We start from the raw sequence: 17,718 nt of genomic DNA, 5'->3' as shown, positions 1-17,718 counted from the left end.
TTAATTATTGTGTTGGTTGGTTATCATTATCGCCTTGGTTATCAGAGAAATCAACTTTGAACTTTTGGAAGCCGCGCTTTGTCGTATTATCTTCTTCTTTTAGTACTGAAGCTCGAATTTTACTAACAGTGTGGCGAAGTTCTTGATTTTCAGGAACTAATTTAAGAGCAACTTCAAACTCTTCCATTGCTTTGTCGAAGTTATTAAGTTGCATATATGCGCGACCAGCATTGATGTACGGGTATTCGCGATTTGTATATTTAGGGGCCTTCTTAGCAAGTTCATACCATTTGATTGATTCATTGATATGACCTTCATTTAAAAGTAGGGTTCCTAGATCGTTGTATGGAGCACCATATTCAGGATCGATCTCAATGGCCTTTAAGCAAAGAGATTTTGCTTCTTCGTTATTTCCCATTTGAGAGTTTACCCAGGCCATCAGTGTTAAGACTTCTGCCGTCTCTTTATGGCCACGTGCCTTTTCAAATAACTCTAGGGCGCCGGCCAGATCTTTCTTAGATACTAGAACGTGAGCTTGTGAAATATTTTGTTCATATTTCTCTTCTCTTTTTGCATTCATTCCAAGTATTGGCGCAGTCTTAGCATGTGCAAGATTTAAAATTTCTAATGTTTCAAGAAAGTAGAGTGGAGGATTAAGGCTGGCCTCATCTTCAAACTCATCTTCGTCAATCTCATCAACACGTCCGCCTTCAATCAAAGTAAAAGGACCTTTCTTGATAACTGCATGTGGTTTGATGACTTCTTTCTTTTCTTTGATATCAATTGCCTTAAGTAGACCCATACGAGGAGTGGCCACATCAAGTGATGATTTTTCAATAAGAACGAGGTGTAATTCTCTCGTGTACTTATAAACGAGATTAATTAATCTTGTGATTGTACCAACAACTTCTTCATCATTCTTTGGCCCAAGAGCAACAAAGCTTTCAATAAAGTTATTCATTATTCTAAGATTTTCTCTTCCTTGGCGGAAGTTATCTTGGTGAATGAGATTTAGTTCTCCAAAGTGACTTGGAATAATTAGTTCACAAACTAATTTCTCATATTCAGCGCTAAATTCTTGAATAACTACTCTAGCTTTAGGCGTTAGGTGAGTGTCACTCAATTCACATACTGCGTGAAGGATTCTTTCTACGTAACTTCTTGCTTGTGTTAGTTCACTTAACAGGATCTCTTGAACACTTGTCATATCTTCCCTTGATTTTTTCATATCTCAGTCCTTGAAATATGCACTTTCGGCATCATTATGTCTACGTTGCGACGCATCGTGCTCGCTCATTTAGTTACTTTATACACATACACGTTACGTGCCAATTTTCTTCTTTTTAAGTAATTGATTTTATTAGGCTAGAACTAGAATGGGGCCAAATTATCTGGCCCCAGTGTTTAAACTTTTGATGTATTTGTTCGTACTTTAGCTTCTATTCAATTGATTTTGTTTCGTACTTTAAAAGGTTTCCTTTATTATTGGCCTTATCATAGGCAGATGAAATTCTTTGGAAGAGATTTCCTGACTTTGAACCAATGGCCGCCTTACCTTTAAAGTTAAGTGAACTTAGGTTACGGTTCTTATTTTTATCGAACATATTCTTAAATGGATTTGCATCATTCTTTGTGTTCTTTCTTCTACTTGCGATTCCACGTCCACCAACAAAACTTGGTCCACGTCCACCGATATAGCTTAGACCTTTGGTTCCACCTGAAGCTGCTGTCGCTCCGGCTTGTGGTTCACCGCCACCGCCTGCTGAGGAGCCTCCGCCGCCTCCGCCGCCACCAGGGTTACTTCCACCACCACCGGCACCTTGTGCTAGGCCTCCACCTTCTGTAACAGTTGCACCAGAACCAAATCTTCCCTTAAGTCCTCCGCTTGGAGATGACTTTGTTACCGCTGTTGATGTATCAACATTAGCGGCAGTTGGGTCTGAAGTTGTTGAAGCTGCCGAACCAGTTGATTCTGTTGTATCTGTAGGCTGGTAAGCTTGGTTTGTTCCAAAGCCTCCAACATTATAGTCGCCAAAACTTGGGACATTTACAGCTGCACCAAATCCTGTCTGGCAATCTGGGTGAGTCGGGTTTGCTGTACAAAATTGCATATAAACATCTTCATTTTGATAAAAGTCTTCTGGTAGTTCAAGAGTGTTCATCCCTTCGATTTTTCCAATCGCTCCATCAATCATTTTCTTTTGTTTTCCAAGTTGAGAAACGGCCATGGTCTCTGCCGCTACTTCAACACCTGCTTCTGCTGCGATCTTATTCCCAGCTCTCTTTGCATTTCCATTTCTAAAGTAATTAAATCTTGATCCATCCAGTAGATTTCGACAAAGAGTTTTTCCACCTTCTGGGCGTCCAGCTAATGTTTTTACATTTTCATCGAACATTTTTATTGCACCATCTACTGGATTTTCACAAAATGCTGGATTATCTAAGAAGTCATCAACTGTTGGGATGGCCGCTGAGAAACCAGCGATGGCCGCTAGCCTTGCTGCTTGAATGGCACGTCTGTTTTCTGCCATATCTTGTTGAGTGGCAAGGTTATCTTTTTGTGTTTTAAGCGCTTCGGTTGTCACATTTGAATTAGGGTCCATATTCATAAGCTTTTGCTGCTGCTCACTACGAAGTGATTGGGCCTCATATTGTTGGAATGTATTATTTGCAGCTGTTCCTATTTCCGCACTATTATGAGCTACGATAAGAGCTGAACACTCGTCATAATCAAGTGTTTCTAGTCCTGTTAGGTTACAAGTGATCTTGCCATCCATTGATGTTAATTTTTCAGGATTAATATATGGATCTTCTTGTTCTCGTCCTTCTTTAAAATTTTCACCAAAGACTGCTGCTAGTTGAGAACAAGCTGCAACTTTCTTTGCTGCTTTTGAAACTGTCACAGAAGGAATTTCCTGACCTCTTTTAGAGTCGCCATGAAGACGTACTGTAAAAATTGCTACGGCCTTATTATAGTCTAGATCTGCACTTCCATTAGAGTAGATATCCTTTGAAATATCTTTCCAATCAGTTCCATTTGCAGCCTTTGCAAAGACTGCCTGACACTCTCTTGCAGCACTTGAACCACGATAAGCGACATCATCGCTTGAGATATTTGAAATAACTAAATCATCCCAAGCGCTATTTGCGCATTCTTTAAACTTATCAGGGGTTAATGTCTCCCCATTAGCTGTCGAGTAGCATGTATTCCAAACGGTCTTATTATCATCACTACCTGCCGCTTCTTCTCTTGCCGCTCTTGCTGCTCCTCTTGCAGCACTTTGTCCTGCAGCCTCAGCTGTTCCTGCTATATCAAACGCTGTATTACATGAAGCCAATGATCCTGTACAAGTTGTCGTTTCTGTTCTTGTGACTGTCACATTATTATCGTCACCTTGTGGTCCATCTACTACGCCTTCAATAGGTGCTTTGGATGATAGACCTTGTTGTTCAATTTCATCAGGAGTTAAGCGAACTAATACTGTTTCACCAGTACCAGCGAGTGTTGTTCGTGCGAGATTTCCACCGCGTTGCTTGCAACTAGCTTGATTGAATTGTATGGGAGGATCTATTTCAACTTTTTGACCACTATTATTATAACAGTCTATACTGCCTAGATTTGCATATACGGTATTATTCAATAACCAAAGTATTGGCAGTAGATAGAATGATACTTTTGCAGTGTCGAATAGTTTTTTCATGTTCATAGTTATCTCGAAAGTTAAGTTATCCTTACTTAAATTATAAGTTCTAATCGGTTAATTATTGTTAAAAGTTGAGTATTTAAGCATGTTTTGGCCTCTTGAGGGGTGTTGCATTACTTAAGTACTTAAAAACCTGTTCATTTATAGTTGAGCAAGAGGTAAAATAGCCTTTGGCCACTTGCCAAGTTAAATGGCCAACTTTAAGATTTCAGTAAGTTAGAGGTGCTAAATATGAGTGAACAATTTGATGTAAATATTGAAAATTACGATGTGGAAGAATCTGTCTTTGATTTTATTGTGCAAGAGACTCATTTAGATTTTTTAGGGCATATGAATAATGCCACATATTTAGAAGTTTATGAGCAGGCACGATGGGAGATGATCACTAAGAATAATTGGGGTGTTGGCCGTATCATGAAAGAAAAACGAGGCCCTGTTATTATTGAGATCAATATCAAATACAAGGCCGAGCTAACATTAAGACAGCCAATAAAGATTCATACGAAGATTATCGAAATTAAAAATCCAAAGGTTTTAACGATTCAGCAAGAAATGCGTGATCATGATGGTAAAGTCTATAATACGATTACTATGGATGTAGGGCTTTTTGATCTTAAGGCAAGAAAGCTTATCGCTGCTAATAGTGAATGGTTAGATGCAATTGGCTTAAAAAAGAAAAGTTTGTAAGTTTTACTCAAAACTCATGCTAGAAGCTCAATTATGATAAATAGTTTAAAACTATTTAGGGAGCCAGTATGAAGATTTTAGCAGTATTATCAGTTCTATTTATTGCACTTAGTGCACAAGCTTTTTCAGTTCAAGGTGAGCTTAAAGAAGTTAAGGTTGGAATGCTTGGAACAGCGATTCCTATTAAAGTTATCAAGACTCAGGATGAAACTCTTGTTGTAGACTTTAAACAAGGAAATTACCTTAAAGAATGTTCTAACGGAGAATATGAATTAACTCAGGTTACTTCAAATGATGTTGAAGGTTATAATAGCTTCTACGTTGAAGAATTAAATTGCCTTGATTAGGCCAAAAGTTTTTTAAAGAAATGATCATATATATGCTGTGAGTTTGCTTTCACTTCATCTAAGAAAGTAAGCTCACGCATCTTTTCATGCTCTAATAATTCACAGAAAATTTCGTATGTATATTGCTTGTGATATTTCGCGGAAATCTTAGCGTAACTAATATGCCATGCTTCAGGAGCAACTCCTCCTAGATCCTCAAGATATGGCCTATAGTAAGAATAGCTTTTTTGCTCTTCAATTTGCTTATTTAGCCATTGGCCAAATTCATAAAATGGCCCATCTTTTTCAAATTCAGAAGGTATGAGTTGGATATGATAACCTTGTGGCCAGCTATTTCCATCAACGACATCTAGCTCTGTTCCCCAATGATGACGTGAAGTTCCTGGTAGGGCAGACCAGTTAATAATGCTTTTTACAATTTCATGGGAAGATAATTTCTCAACGTCTAGCTCAACACCTTCACGATTATAGATCGGTCTTTTACCTTCACACTTTTCGTTCCAGATCCTTAATTGATCTTCAAAAGAGCGAAATGAGCTTGTTACATAAAAATCAATTCCATTTTCATGGGCGTATTTCTTAAATTCTTGAAAGTCATTATATGAGTCTTTGTGAAAGTAGCGCTTAATTGATTCATCAAAGATAAGATGATCTTTGGTCATACCAAATAGAACTTCCTTGTTAACATTACTCATAGTTTTCCTAATCTATCTATTCTTCAAATAATTTCTTTAGTCCTGACTGAACATAGCGATGTGAGATAACTTTAAAAATTGAGACGGACTTGTCTTTAATAATATCGTTATCACCGTAATCATAGCGCTTCTTTGAATCGCCATCACCAGCTCCTTGTCCATAACTTAAAACTTCAGAGCTTGAGTCATTACTAAACTTCCACTTACTACCAGTGCTTTTCTTATTTGATCGACGCGTATTTTGTTTTCTCACAACAAGAGACTTCTTTGCTGGAGAGTTTTTCTCTACACTAGTTAGCGCATTTTGAAATGATGAATCTGTTGGCCTAAGACGAGCAAATTGTTCACCTGCTCCGGCACCATTAAAGATAGCAACATTATTATTTCCACTTTTTGCAAGGTCTCTAGCTATTTTATCTGCGACTTTATCAAGACTAACACCTGTTGATTTTGCAAAAGGTCCTTCGATTTTCTTCTTTAATGCCTGTATCGTCTTTCCGGCCATAGCAGCTGTTTTATCTGAAGTGCTAGCATTGTATGTTCCACCGTTTCCTTGAAGAGCTTCATTTGCGACTCTTACACCTTCTGAAGCATCAAGTCCTCCAAGTGCTCCACTTAAGGAACCAGGTGATACAGAAACTGTCATACAAGCGTTTTCACCCTTATTATTTTTTAACTTACGACACTGACATTCGCGGTCAAATTTCCCGTCTTTAAAAATACAGCCTTCTGGATTGCTACTTTTTGCAGCTCGACTTGAATCACTTGTTGCCACAAACTTACCAAAGTAACGATTCCAGTATGCTTGACATGTATTAGACTTTTCTCGATTTGGATTTCTATTTCCATCAGAAGTATAACAGTAACAAGGAGGGTTACTTAAATCATCTCTTCCATCTGGACAGAATGAAGCAATGGACTTCGTGTACTTCTCTTTTAAGATCTTTACTTGTTCAACATTTGATTCTGCATCTTGTTTATTCTTCTTTGCCTGTGAAGAGACGAGGAGGGCTGATGGAACAGTCACTGCAGAGCTTACAAGAACTCCACATGGGTTATTAAAAACACCTTTCCATCCCGCTAGGGAATCTAGTTTAGTAAAGGAATCCTTAAATGAGCCACACGCTGCAAAGCCTGTGCTCCACATCTCCATGACAGCAACACCCGCTGCTGCTGTATACCCTAAGGCCAGTGTCTTAAATTGCTTTGCTTGCTTGGCCGAAACTTCAGCAACATATTGCTGCTCTTTTTCTAACATATCGTATGCGGCCATTTGTGCATTCTTCATGGTTTCAGCATTACTAGAGATCTCTTCATATTCAGCTTTCATCTCATCTGTTTTCTTCTTTACATCTTCTTGATTCATTTTCGTTTGATAGAAGCTATAAAGTGAGACACCACTTAGAACGAGACATGACTTACATGTATCATTATTTTCTTCAGTTTGTTCTTGAGTTTCACTTTTATCGGGTGGATTTTGCTGTTCACCTTCTGCAACTTGCTCTGGTTGTTTTGGTTCTTCTACTGGCTTCTTTGTTGAGTCAGCATCTGTTGGTTTGTTATCTTCACTAAACCAATCAGAGTTTGCGATTGCGACAGTCGCAGATGTTACGGCCGTAACAATACCCCAAGCTTCAGAAAAACCAGTGAGGAAGTTTCCATCTCCAGTGTCTTCAGCTTCACCGCCTGTTACTCTAGCAGAGCCGTCCTCTGCTAATTCATCAACGGCCTTGGCCTGGCGCTCATCTGCTGCATTCTTCATACACTCTTGTCTTTGGGCCTTGCCTTCGATCTTTTCACATTTCGTGAACTCATCTCGGTTCTTGATTGAGCCTTCTGTGTACATACAGCGATTTAATGTTCGATTGAATGTTTGTCCAGTAGGGCACGACTTTGAGGAAGCAAAGATATCAAAGTGCCCAAGTGCGAAACTTAAAAATATGAACGTTAGAATTATGCCTTTCATTTTTACTTGTCCCTTTTTTTTAGGGTATAAATCTAGTTACTTAAGTAGTATAACAGCAAAGCTTGGTCTTATGATAGTAGGGAAATGAGGAGTACCTACTTTAAGTATCTGAAAAGATAGAGGTTTTGATATGAAGACAGCTGGATTAATACTGATAATGTCGATTTTTGCTAGCCTTAAAACATTGGCACTACCAATGGATGAGCTAAAAACAGGAGATATCCTACTTTTAGATATGGACTGCTTCAGCTGTGAGTTAATTGAGAAACAAACCAATGGGCCATTTTCTCATTCTGGTATTATTTTAAAATATGGAACGAAAGTATATGTGGCCCAGTCTCTTGGGATTGTTCATCATCTGCCGCTTGCAAAATTTCTACGCTATACAAATAAGCCAGTTCAAGTTGTAAGACCTAAGTTTATAAACTTCACAAAGAGAAGAGCTCTTCTAGAAAGTTATCAAAATGATTTCTTAAATATGCCATTTGACCATGAATACACTTGGGATGATGATAAGCTTTATTGCTCTGAATTTATCTATAAGCTTTTAAAAAGTGTTTATGCAATTGAGAACTTTGCGCCAAAGCCGATGCGCTATGATGTAAATGAAGATGGTTGGCGCCGCTACTTTGGTGGAAATGAGCCTCCACATGGACAACCTGGACTTTCACCAAATGATTTTTATCGCTCAAGTGACTTTGTAGAGATGGGGCCGCTATACTAAGGTGTGGATAAGTTTAATAAGGCCCATTTAGATAGTGACCATTTTCAATTAGCACCTAGCTTGCAAGAGCTTGTGGCAAAGGCCCTTGATTTAAGTTCAATTGATATTCATCGAGCTTTAGAAGTAGGCTGTGGTCAAGGTCTACAACTGTCTTCTTTTGAATTCTTTGAAACTTTGGGCATCGACCGATCGCAAGAGGCGATTAAGAAGGCATCTCAAAACTTTCCACAAGGCACCTTTAAATGTTTATCAAGTCTTTCACTTAATGAATTAGAAGGTGAGTTTGATCTCATTTTAGACTCTCATCATATTCATTATCTTTCATCTAAGGATGATATTTCTCATTACTTAGTAAACGTATTTCAAAAGTTAAGTGTAGGCGGGCTCTTTTGTATGGAGGCCATGGTTTCACATAAGAAGATGTTACTTGAGAATATGGAAGTGACTGTATTAGATTTTATGGAATATGAAAGACTATTTATTAATAAAGGATTTAGAATTCTTTATTTAATGATGCCTACAGGACGTAAAATAATTGCAGATAAAAAAAGAAAGGCCGCTCTTTCGAGCGACCCGGATGTCTTACTGGTCATTGCTACTAAGGAAGACGTAGCAAATTGTATTAAAAATAATTGATTACTCCTCGTCATGTGGTGTTCTTGCGATTTCTAACTTCTTTCCTCTCTTTGGTGCATCTCCACCAAATCTTTCAACATATAGAAATTTGATATCTTGTGCTGTTAAAGTATCACCGTTCTTAAGTCTGATCTCACGACCATCTTTAAGATCTGCTAAGTTTCCAAAAGTCTTGCGGATATTTGAGATTGAGCTGATATCGAGAAATTCTCCTCTGTAAGTCTCAACTGCCATTCCACGATCAAGTTTTTGTACTTGCTCAGGCGTGATTCTCTTCATTGTTCTTGCGTGAACTCTTTCTTGGATTGTTATTGATAACATAACTAATCCTAAAGTGATGTAAAGTGCTCTCCTCATTGTACTTTTCATATTGGCCTCTTTTCCCTAATGGTTCGCTCTTCCTGAAGCCGTCAGCTTTAAACTTCCTGTTTAATAGCTTTGTTGCCAATATAAAAGCATGAACTGTGCCAAGTTTGAACACGTACATTCAACTACTTACGCTGGTGCAAAAGTGCTTAAAGGGTTCCTTTTGGCCCTATAGGATAGTAAAAAGGCCCCAATTTGGAGCCTTTTTGTTATTTGAAATCTATTTGAGGAATTTTGATTATGCCTTTAGGCAATCTTGCGCTTCTTCAGGGTGTTCTTTGCATTCTTCTTTTTTTTCACAAAACATGCAATCTTCACCAATGATTTTTCCAAGTCCACCACAAGAGCCTTGAAGCTTACGATTTGAAAGGATGACACCTACTGCCATTCCTGTAATCGAGATAGCAAGGACAGCAAAAGTAACGAAAAATAGCTTAATATTTGAATCCATAATGTCTCCGTATCAGAGTGTTTTACTTGGTTATCTTATCAAATTCCTCTGTCGATGTCTCTAAATACTTTCCTGAACCATCGTCAGAACGATAGATGAAGAACGCTTTCAATTTATTTTTTTTAGCATAGGCAATGGCCTTCTCTTTACCCATTGCCATTAAGGCCGTGGCCCATGCATCTGCATCCATACATGTCTCTGAAACAACGCTCACTGATGCAAGTTGTGATGCAACAGGTGCTCCAGATTTGAAGTTGATCGTATGTTGATAGCGTTTGCCACCTTCTTTAAAAAAGTTTCGATAATCACCAGAAGTCGCTAGAGCAACGTCTTTCATTGTTACGACACGAACGACGGGATTGCCGTCTTTATTAGAAGGGGACTCAACTCCAATTTTCCACGGTCTTGTAAGGGATTCTCCCATTGTTCGTACTTCGCCTCCCACTTCTACTAAGGCATTTCGTATTCCTTGAGATTTCAATAGCTCAATTAATGCATCAACCCCGTAACCTTTGGCAGAAGCAGATAAGTCTAAGTAGACTCCATCAACAGACTTCGTAAGAGTATTGCCATCTAGTTTGATTTTCTCATAACCAACTTTCTCTTTTGCAGCTAGTACATCAGACTGTGATGGAATCTTTCTCTTCCCATTTGGACCAAAACCCCAAAGGTTTACAAGAGTTCCTATTGTTGGATCGAAAGTACCATCTGTCTTTTCCGCTACATCAAGTGCATGCTCAAGAGTTCTCTTAAAGTCATTGCCAGGGAAGAATTTCTCATCTTTACCCATTTTGTTAAATAATGAGATCTCTGAGTCGCTTATATATGTACTCATGGCCTTGTTGACTTCATCGAGACGAATTTCAACATCTTTTTTTAGCTTTAATTCATTGTATCCCTGTGGTGCAATAAATTTTATGTTGTATATTGTCCCCATAGTTGGGCCAGAAAGGCGATAGAATTGTAGTTTATCGCTCTGACAAGATGAGAAAGTAGTTAAGGCGATTAAAAAGATCGCCAAATTAAATATAAAGATTCTGTTAAGTTTCATTAGTTAAAAGCCTGACCCTCAAGAATTTTTCTTTCGCTTTCAAGATCGCGCTTGTCGGCCTTTTCTTCACTGAACTTTTCACCATAACGCGCCTTAAGTTTTGTGATATTGCGCTCCATTACGTCTTCAAACTTAATTCCTAGCTCATCACCAACAATTGCCATATACCAGAAAAGATCTCCTAGCTCTTCCGCAAGATTAACGCGGTCAAGTTCCTTACCGTAGAATATATGCTTCTTTAGAGCATCAAGGAATTCACCTGCTTCTGTTGAAATACCAATTCCAGCGTGAAGAAGTCTTTTAACTCCATCGTCTAAAAGACGTGTATTCATCGCATCAAAGTCTCTTGATTCCGTTCTGATTGCATCACTCATATATTTTCTTGAGTCCATAAATTCTCCTGTTATTTTTTGTGTGGTGAAGCCGACTTTATCACTTTAATTTTTATCTAGTCAAAGCTTGCCTGTGCAAAAAGAAAACTTCACGAACTGTTAAGATATAATGTATATTAAGACGCCTAAATTATTAATTTGTAGTAACTGCAAAGCAGTAAAATGGATTTTATCAAATGGAAAAATTCGACTTTTCAACCCTCTCTAGTTCAGACATTTCTTACATCGACTCTCTCTATGAACAATACGAAGCAAACCCTCAAGAAGTTGAGGAGAGCTGGCGTAACTTTTTCCTAGGTTTTGAGTTTGGTGCAGGTAAGGGATCAGCTAGTGGCGGAGATGTCAGCGATGAAAAACTTCGCAAGGAATTCAACGTATTTAGACTTATTCAATCATTTCGTTCACGTGGACACTTACTATCGGATACAAACCCGATTCGTCCAAGAATTGATCGTCATGCCCATATTTCTTTAAAAGATTACGATTTAACTGACTCTGATTTAAAAGAAGTATTTACTTGTGGTGAGTTTGTTGGCCTAGGAGCAACGACTCTTCAAAATATTATGGACCACATGATGAAGCTTTACTGCGGAAAGATCGGTGTTGAGTATATGCACTCAGATGACACTGAAATGAGACGTTGGTTTAGAGAAGAATTTGAAAGCACATATTTAAAGAAAGAATTTACAGTTGATAAGAAGAAACGAATTCTTCACAAACTGAACGAAGCTAATGTTTTTGAAAACTTTCTTCAAACAAAATACACAGGTCAAAAGAGATTCTCACTAGAAGGTGGAGAGTCGACAATTCCTGGACTTGATGCCGTTATCAATGAAGGTGCAAGACTAGGAGCTAAAGAATATATTATTGGAATGGCCCACCGTGGACGTCTAAACGTTCTTGCCAACACTCTTGGTAAAACATATGAGTATATCTTCTCTGAATTTGAAGGAAACTCTGTTGAACAAGCTGAAGGTGAAGGTGATGGTGACGTTAAATACCACATGGGATTTACTTCTGTAACAAAAACAGAAGACGATAAAGAAGTTTATTTAAAACTTCTACCAAATCCATCTCACCTTGAAACAGTATCTCCTGTGGCAACTGGTTATGCTCGTGCACAAATTGATATTGCTTATGAAGGTGATGAAAGTAAGATTATCCCAATTGTCATTCACGGTGATGCGGCCGTTGCTGGTCAAGGGATTGTTTACGAAACATTACAAATGTCGGAACTTCCTGGTTACCGTACAGGTGGCTCGATCCACTTTGTTATTAATAATCAAATCGGTTTTACTACTGACTTTACAGATGCACGTTCATCTCATTACTCAACATCTGTAGCAAAGATGTTAAATATTCCAGTTATTCACGTTAATGGTGACTGCCCTGAAGACGTTGTTTACGCTTGTGAGCTTGCTGTTAAATTCAGACAGAAGTTTAAGCGTGATGTTTTCGTTGATATGGTTTGTTACCGTAAGCACGGTCATAACGAAGGTGATGAGCCGAAATATACTCAACCTGAACTTTACGGGATGATTTCAAAGCATAAGAATCCTCGAGAAATGTATATTGAAGAATTAGCAGCAAGTGGATCAGTTGATCGTGCAGTTGCAAAAGAGATGCAAAAAGAATTTAAAGACCTTCTTTCTGATCGTTTTAATAATGTTAAACAAAACGAAATTCCAAAGAAAGTACCAGGTCCACATAGAGAGTGGGGAGATCTTCGTTTTTCTAAATTAGAAGACTTTTTAAGCTCACCTGAAACTGCTGTTGAAAAGAGCGTTCTAGATAATATTATTTCATCAATAACTTCAACTCCTGAAGGCTTTAAGACTTTAAGAAAAGCTCAAAAGCTTCTTGATCAAAGAAAGGCAAGTTATGAGAATGATGAAATTGATTGGGCACTAGCAGAGCTATTTGCTTACGGTTCAATTCTGACAGAAGGAAATGACGTACGCTTTTCTGGTGAAGACGTCATTCGTGGGACATTCTCTCACCGTCACGCAAAAGTTTTTGATGAGAAAACAAATGAAGCATACTGTGGTCTAGAACACCTTACAACAGGTCAAGGCCACTTCTATATTTATAACTCACTTCTTTCTGAGTATGCGGTTCTTGCTTTTGAATATGGTTATTCGCAAGCAACACCACATGCTCTAAATATTTGGGAAGCACAATTTGGTGATTTTACTAATGGTGCTCAAATTGTTATCGATCAATTCATCTCATCTGCAGAAAGTAAGTGGAGAAGAATGAGTAACTTAGTTATGCTTCTACCACACGGTTATGAAGGAGCAGGACCTGAGCACTCTTCTTGTCGACCAGAGAGATTCTTACAACAATGTGCTGAAGAAAATATGGTTATTTGTAATATTACAACTCCAGCAAATATGTTCCATGCTCTAAGACGTCAGCTTAAGTGGGAATTTAGAAAACCACTGGTTGTTTTCACTCCAAAATCTCTTTTAAGACACCCTCTTTGTCAGTCTAAAGTAGAAGACTTCACAAGTGGGAAGTTTGAAGAAGTTTTTGATGATTCTTGGGTTAAAGCTAAAGATGTTAAGAAGGTTCTTCTTTGCTCAGGTAAAGTTTATTACGATCTACTTAAGCATCAGCAAGAAAATGACCGTAAAGATGTGGCCATTGTTCGTCTGGAGCAATTATACCCGCTACCAACAACTAAAATTAAGGAAATCCTTGATAAGTATCCTGATGCAACTCACCGTTGGGTCCAAGAAGAACCATCGAATATGGGAGCTTGGATGCATTTAAATCGTTGGCGTGATACTTTTAGAGATATTGATTGTGTATCAAGAAAAGCTTCGGCTTCTCCAGCAACAGGATATGCTTCGGTACACGTTAAAGAACAAGAGACTATAGTAGAAAAAGCTTTTAGCTAAAAAATAAATAAGGATAAAAAATGGCAATCGTAAAAATTACTATTCCACCAATTGGAGAATCAATCACAGAAGTAGCTCTTGGAGAGTGGCTTGTTGCTGATGGAGACTTTGTAAACGAAGGTGACGAACTTGTTGAAGTAGAATCAGACAAGGCGACACTTCCTCTTCCTGCTGAAGAAAGTGGTGTAATCAAGATTATCGCTGAAGAAGGTGCAGAGCTTGAAATTGGTGCCGTAGTTGCTGAGCTTGATACTTCAGCTTCTGCTCCAGAACAAGGTTCAAGTGATGATGCTCCAACTTCAACTGAAGCTCCTACAACTCCAGCCGCAAGTGCACCTGAAGGTGGAGATAAGAATTATCCATCTCCAGCCGCTTCAAAAATTCTTGCAGAAAAAGGAATTGATGCTTCAAGTGTAAATGGAACAGGGAAAGATGGCCGCATAACAAAGAATGATGCAGTAAATGCAAAAGCTTCTAAACCAGCTTCGGCTCCAGCTGCAAAAGCTGCTCCAGCTCCTGAAATTGAAACACAAACACCTATGGGTGGAGCAAGTAGAGGAAAAGAAGAAGTAAAAATGAAGCGTATCCGTAAGACAATCGCTAAGCGTCTTGTGGAAGCTAAGAATACAACGGCAATGCTAACAACTTTCAACGAAGTTGATATGTATAACGTAATGGAACTTCGTAAGAAGTATAAAGATGCTTTCAAAGATAAGCACGATATCGGACTTGGGTTCATGTCTTTTTTCACAAAAGCATGTACAAAAGCTCTTATGGAAATCAAGGGTGTTAACGCACAGATTGATGGTGAAAATATCATCTATCACGACTATGCAGATGTTGGTATCGCGGTATCAACTCCAAAAGGTCTAGTTGTTCCAGTTATTAGAAATGCTGAAAGCTTAAGTCTTGCTCAAATTGAAAAAGAAGTAAGAAGACTTGCTCTTAAAGGTCGTGATGGAAAGCTTACAGTAGACGAAATGACTGGTGGAACATTTACCATTACAAATGGTGGTGTTTTCGGTTCAATGCTTTCAACGCCAATTATTAACGTTCCTCAATCTGCGATTCTAGGAATGCACAATATTGTTGAAAGACCAGTAGCTGTTAACGGACAGGTTGTTATTCACCCTGTAATGTATCTTGCACTATCTTATGACCACAGAATTATTGATGGTAAGGAATCAGTAACATTCCTTAAGATGGTAAAAGAAATGTTAGAAGATCCTGCTAGAATGCTTCTAGATATCTAAAATGTAGGGTGCCATGCACCTTTTGTTTCGCACATGCGAAACAAAAGGTGCATGGCACCCGTAGAAAGGAATAAATATGAGTAAAGAATTTGATGTTGTTATAATTGGTTCAGGTCCTGGTGGATATATCAGTGCTGTTCGTTGTGCACAACTAGGAATGAAAGTAGCGATCGTTGAAAAGTACGATACTCTTGGTGGAACATGCCTAAATGTTGGTTGTATCCCATCAAAAGCATGGCTTGATTCAAGTGAGAAGTATCATGAAGCAGTTCATGAGTTTGAGGCGCACGGAATCACAACTGGTAAAGTTAAGGCCGATCTAAAAAAGATGGCAGAACGTGTCGCTGGTGTTGTCGCAGATACTTCAGGTGGTATCACATACCTTATGGGGAAGAATAAAGTTGAAACTTTCCATGGGTTTGGATCATTTGTTGATGCTCACACTCTTAAAGTTGAAGGTGAAAAAGAGGAAACTCTTAAGGCAAAAAACTTTATTATTGCAACAGGTTCAAAGCCTGCAACAATTCCTGGAATCGAGATTGATAAAGAAAGAATCATCACATCAACAGAAGCTCTTAAGCTTGAGACTCTTCCAAAGCACTTCATCGTAATTGGCGGGGGAGTTATTGGACTAGAGCTTGGTTCAGTTTTCCTAAGACTTGGATCAAAAGTTTCTGTTGTTGAGTATGCTGATTCAATTCTTGCAACTATGGATAAGGACTGCTCGAAAGAGATGAGAAAAGTTCTTAAGAAGCAAGGAATGGAATTCTATACTGGTCATGGTGTAACTGAAGTTGTTAGAAAAGGCGCAAAAGTTCACGTTAAGGCCAAGAATAAGAAGAATGAAGAAGAGATTAAGCTAGAAGGTGACTACTGCCTAATGGCCGTTGGACGTCGTCCATACACTGACAAGCTTGGTCTTGAGAACGCTGGTGTAAACCTTGATGAGCGTGGACGTGTTATTACAGATGATCATCTAAGAACTAACGTTTCTCATATCTATGCAATTGGTGACGTGACAACAGGGCCAATGCTTGCGCATAAAGCGGAAGAAGAAGGTGTTGTTTGTGCTGAGATCATCGCTGGTCAAAAGCCACATATCAATTACAACCTTATTCCTGGTGTTGTCTACACTTGGCCAGAGGTTGCATCTGTTGGTGTAACAGAGCAAGAGCTTAAATCTAATAAGACTCCTTATAAATCTGGGAAGTTTCCATTTAAAGCAAGTGGACGTGCTCGTGCCTCAAATGAGTCTGATGGTTTCGTAAAGGTTCTAGCTGATAAAGAAACAGATGAGATCCTAGGAGTTCATATCGTAGGTCCACGTGCTGCAGACTTAATTGCAGAAGCTGCAACAGCAATGGAATTTAGAGCTGCTGCTGAGGATATTGGACGCATTTGTCATGCTCACCCAACTTATTCTGAAGCATTCAAAGAAGCTGCTCTTGATGCTTTTGATAAAAAACCTTTGAACATCTAAGCAAATATTTAAAGGGCACCTTAGGGTGCCTTTTTTATTTCACCCGAAGATAATTCAAAACTCCCATCCACAAAAATCTTACGAATATAGCATCCATCAATTTGCTTACCTTCACGTCGCATGGAAATGATTTGTTGAACGTTAGTATCAAGCTCGCTGCTTTTTATTGTTTCTAAGTTGTCACTAAAGTAGATTGTGCGAGGAGGGTTTTGAAGTTCAATGGTAATCTTCTCTTCCTCATCAAAATAAGCTCTTAGGCCTTCTTTATCTGCAAACCAAGGCTTTCTATCATTTATTATCATAAGGTCGTCAGCGCTTGAGCTGATGCGGTTTAAAGATACGATAGCTTCACTGTCTCTTCGCTTGCTAAAGAAGTAACTCATTGGATTATGTCTTGGCATAATAAGTTTCGTAAATACTTCTTTATGCTTATATGCGTGGCCTAATCGGTTAATTAGTTGTCCGTGTGCCTCTATGGCGATAATAGGTGAGTCAATAATTTCTAAGATTTCCTCAAGTGCATCACATACAGGAAAGTAGAGAAAGATATAGTCTGGGCGATATTTTTCGACATGAGTCTTTCTAAAATAGTCGTTAAAAAAGATATGTTTTGATGAATCCAGAATATTGATGGCGTAGTCAATTCTCTCTTTTACTGGCTCGATACTTACTATCGTTATTTTAGGAAAAAAGGCCTGGGCCACAAATGCCATTTTGCAATAGGATGCTCCAATATCACAAATGGTAACTTCCTCTCCATTACTTCTGGAATGTACTTCTTTTAAAATCTCATAAAAATCCAATAGAGATGTATTGATCGCCTCTTCTTTTAGGCCTTGAAGGTAGAGGTTACCTTGATCTTGTGAATGGCCATTATTTAGTTGAGACTCGATTTCAGAGACCTTATTTAGGTCAAAACCAACTATTTTTGCCAATTTTATTTCGTTTTCTATATTGTTCATAAATTTTTAAAATAAGTATTTTCAGTCACTTAGTAACTAGTTCTAGGAAAACTTGATAACTATACTAAACAAATTGAATATAAGCCTTTGTTATTATTAAA

Annotated in this window: 16 protein-coding genes; 7 read left to right on the top strand and 9 right to left on the bottom strand. The window is 38.4% G+C overall.

What is annotated here, in order from left to right; all coding sequences use genetic code 11:
- Window positions 1-4 precede the first annotated feature (4 nt).
- Together BALOs_RS09495 and BALOs_RS15345 are read right to left on the bottom strand one after the other, a co-directional pair.
- Window positions 5-1,228 carry a tetratricopeptide repeat protein gene (locus BALOs_RS09495; RefSeq protein WP_120405026.1) on the bottom strand — a complete coding sequence of 408 codons (1,224 nt, stop codon included), beginning with the start codon at window positions 1,226-1,228 and terminating at the stop codon, window positions 5-7.
- 211 nt (window positions 1,229-1,439) lie between these two features.
- Window positions 1,440-3,701, bottom strand: coding sequence for a hypothetical protein (locus tag BALOs_RS15345; RefSeq protein ID WP_205570949.1), 2,262 nt, complete (start codon window positions 3,699-3,701; stop codon window positions 1,440-1,442).
- Window positions 3,702-3,935: 234 nt separating this feature from the next.
- Here BALOs_RS15345 and BALOs_RS09485 point away from each other — a divergent pair, with 234 nt between their 5' ends.
- Both BALOs_RS09485 and BALOs_RS09480 read left to right on the top strand, forming a co-directional pair.
- A complete protein-coding gene (locus tag BALOs_RS09485) occupies window positions 3,936-4,391 on the top strand; it encodes a thioesterase family protein (protein WP_120405025.1) in 456 nt (151 codons plus the stop codon).
- Between the two features lie 68 nt (window positions 4,392-4,459).
- Window positions 4,460-4,738: a hypothetical protein gene (locus BALOs_RS09480; RefSeq protein ID WP_120405024.1), complete on the top strand. Its 279-nt coding sequence runs from the start codon at window positions 4,460-4,462 to the stop codon at window positions 4,736-4,738.
- On the opposite strand, the gene BALOs_RS09475 is transcribed toward BALOs_RS09480, so the two are convergent.
- Window positions 4,735-5,433, bottom strand: a complete 699-nt coding sequence (locus tag BALOs_RS09475; RefSeq protein WP_115363353.1) for a M15 family metallopeptidase — start codon at window positions 5,431-5,433, stop codon at window positions 4,735-4,737. The two genes, BALOs_RS09480 and BALOs_RS09475, sit on opposite strands and share 4 nt — an antisense overlap.
- A 16-nt stretch (window positions 5,434-5,449) precedes the next feature.
- Window positions 5,450-7,399 (bottom strand): hypothetical protein, encoded by a 1,950-nt coding sequence (locus BALOs_RS09470; protein WP_120405023.1) that lies wholly within the window; start codon window positions 7,397-7,399, stop codon window positions 5,450-5,452.
- A 130-nt stretch (window positions 7,400-7,529) separates the two neighbouring features.
- Between BALOs_RS09470 and BALOs_RS09465 the strand changes: the two genes are divergently transcribed.
- Both BALOs_RS09465 and BALOs_RS09460 read left to right on the top strand, forming a co-directional pair.
- Entirely contained in the window at window positions 7,530-8,123 is a 594-nt protein-coding gene (locus BALOs_RS09465) for a YiiX/YebB-like N1pC/P60 family cysteine hydrolase (RefSeq protein ID WP_115363349.1), read from the top strand.
- A 3-nt stretch (window positions 8,124-8,126) separates the two neighbouring features.
- Window positions 8,127-8,759, top strand: a complete 633-nt coding sequence (locus tag BALOs_RS09460) for a bifunctional 2-polyprenyl-6-hydroxyphenol methylase/3-demethylubiquinol 3-O-methyltransferase UbiG (RefSeq protein WP_120405022.1) — start codon at window positions 8,127-8,129, stop codon at window positions 8,757-8,759.
- On the opposite strand, the gene BALOs_RS09455 is transcribed toward BALOs_RS09460, so the two are convergent.
- The 4 genes from BALOs_RS09455 to BALOs_RS09440 all read right to left on the bottom strand — a co-directional run bounded on the left by BALOs_RS09455 (window position 8,760) and on the right by BALOs_RS09440 (window position 11,019).
- Window positions 8,760-9,128: a hypothetical protein gene (locus BALOs_RS09455; RefSeq protein ID WP_115363345.1), complete on the bottom strand. Its 369-nt coding sequence runs from the start codon at window positions 9,126-9,128 to the stop codon at window positions 8,760-8,762.
- A gap of 235 nt (window positions 9,129-9,363) precedes the next feature.
- On the bottom strand, window positions 9,364-9,576 hold the full coding sequence (gene nqrM, locus BALOs_RS09450) for a (Na+)-NQR maturation NqrM (protein WP_115363343.1): 213 nt from the start codon (window positions 9,574-9,576) through the stop codon (window positions 9,364-9,366).
- 22 nt (window positions 9,577-9,598) lie between these two features.
- Entirely contained in the window at window positions 9,599-10,627 is a 1,029-nt protein-coding gene (locus tag BALOs_RS09445) for an FAD:protein FMN transferase (protein WP_120405021.1), read from the bottom strand.
- Window positions 10,627-11,019: a nucleoside triphosphate pyrophosphohydrolase family protein gene (locus BALOs_RS09440; protein WP_115363339.1), complete on the bottom strand. Its 393-nt coding sequence runs from the start codon at window positions 11,017-11,019 to the stop codon at window positions 10,627-10,629. Before BALOs_RS09440 ends, BALOs_RS09445 begins: the two co-directional genes overlap by 1 nt.
- Window positions 11,020-11,195: 176 nt before the next feature.
- On the opposite strand from BALOs_RS09440, the gene BALOs_RS09435 reads away from it, so the two are divergent.
- The 3 genes from BALOs_RS09435 to lpdA all read left to right on the top strand — a co-directional run bounded on the left by BALOs_RS09435 (window position 11,196) and on the right by lpdA (window position 16,655).
- Complete coding sequence (locus tag BALOs_RS09435) at window positions 11,196-13,922, top strand: 2-oxoglutarate dehydrogenase E1 component (protein ID WP_120405020.1); 2,727 nt, start codon at window positions 11,196-11,198, stop codon at window positions 13,920-13,922.
- 20 nt (window positions 13,923-13,942) lie between these two features.
- A complete protein-coding gene (odhB, locus tag BALOs_RS09430; RefSeq protein WP_120405019.1) occupies window positions 13,943-15,175 on the top strand; it encodes a 2-oxoglutarate dehydrogenase complex dihydrolipoyllysine-residue succinyltransferase in 1,233 nt (410 codons plus the stop codon).
- A gap of 76 nt (window positions 15,176-15,251) precedes the next feature.
- Entirely contained in the window at window positions 15,252-16,655 is a 1,404-nt protein-coding gene (gene lpdA, locus BALOs_RS09425) for a dihydrolipoyl dehydrogenase (protein ID WP_120405018.1), read from the top strand.
- 20 nt (window positions 16,656-16,675) lie between these two features.
- On the opposite strand, the gene BALOs_RS09420 is transcribed toward lpdA, so the two are convergent.
- The gene (locus BALOs_RS09420) at window positions 16,676-17,617 is read right to left on the bottom strand and encodes a hypothetical protein (RefSeq protein ID WP_162929636.1); all 942 of its coding nucleotides are present in this window, start codon (window positions 17,615-17,617) and stop codon (window positions 16,676-16,678) included.
- Window positions 17,618-17,718 lie beyond the last annotated feature (101 nt).

Source organism: Halobacteriovorax sp. BALOs_7 (assembly GCF_003612895.1).
Lineage (GTDB): Bacteria > Bdellovibrionota > Bacteriovoracia > Bacteriovoracales > Bacteriovoracaceae > Halobacteriovorax_A > Halobacteriovorax_A vibrionivorans.
This window is presented reverse-complemented; position numbering and strand designations above follow the sequence as displayed.

What these genes read in the sequence shown, in the direction of transcription:
- BALOs_RS09495 (WP_120405026.1), bottom strand. Translation starts at nt 1,228, where the DNA reads ATGAAAAAATCAAGGGAAGATATGACAAGTGTTCAAGAGATCCTGTTA.
- BALOs_RS09445 (WP_120405021.1), bottom strand. Translation starts at nt 10,627, where the DNA reads ATGAAACTTAACAGAATCTTTATATTTAATTTGGCGATCTTTTTAATC.
- nqrM (WP_115363343.1), bottom strand. Translation starts at nt 9,576, where the DNA reads ATGGATTCAAATATTAAGCTATTTTTCGTTACTTTTGCTGTCCTTGCT.
- BALOs_RS09480 (WP_120405024.1), top strand. Translation starts at nt 4,460, where the DNA reads ATGAAGATTTTAGCAGTATTATCAGTTCTATTTATTGCACTTAGTGCA.
- BALOs_RS09435 (WP_120405020.1), top strand. Translation starts at nt 11,196, where the DNA reads ATGGAAAAATTCGACTTTTCAACCCTCTCTAGTTCAGACATTTCTTAC.
- BALOs_RS09455 (WP_115363345.1), bottom strand. Translation starts at nt 9,128, where the DNA reads ATGAAAAGTACAATGAGGAGAGCACTTTACATCACTTTAGGATTAGTT.
- BALOs_RS09470 (WP_120405023.1), bottom strand. Translation starts at nt 7,399, where the DNA reads ATGAAAGGCATAATTCTAACGTTCATATTTTTAAGTTTCGCACTTGGG.
- BALOs_RS09420 (WP_162929636.1), bottom strand. Translation starts at nt 17,617, where the DNA reads ATGAACAATATAGAAAACGAAATAAAATTGGCAAAAATAGTTGGTTTT.
- BALOs_RS09475 (WP_115363353.1), bottom strand. Translation starts at nt 5,433, where the DNA reads ATGAGTAATGTTAACAAGGAAGTTCTATTTGGTATGACCAAAGATCAT.
- BALOs_RS09440 (WP_115363339.1), bottom strand. Translation starts at nt 11,019, where the DNA reads ATGGACTCAAGAAAATATATGAGTGATGCAATCAGAACGGAATCAAGA.
- odhB (WP_120405019.1), top strand. Translation starts at nt 13,943, where the DNA reads ATGGCAATCGTAAAAATTACTATTCCACCAATTGGAGAATCAATCACA.
- lpdA (WP_120405018.1), top strand. Translation starts at nt 15,252, where the DNA reads ATGAGTAAAGAATTTGATGTTGTTATAATTGGTTCAGGTCCTGGTGGA.
- BALOs_RS09485 (WP_120405025.1), top strand. Translation starts at nt 3,936, where the DNA reads ATGAGTGAACAATTTGATGTAAATATTGAAAATTACGATGTGGAAGAA.
- BALOs_RS15345 (WP_205570949.1), bottom strand. Translation starts at nt 3,701, where the DNA reads ATGAAAAAACTATTCGACACTGCAAAAGTATCATTCTATCTACTGCCA.
- BALOs_RS09465 (WP_115363349.1), top strand. Translation starts at nt 7,530, where the DNA reads ATGAAGACAGCTGGATTAATACTGATAATGTCGATTTTTGCTAGCCTT.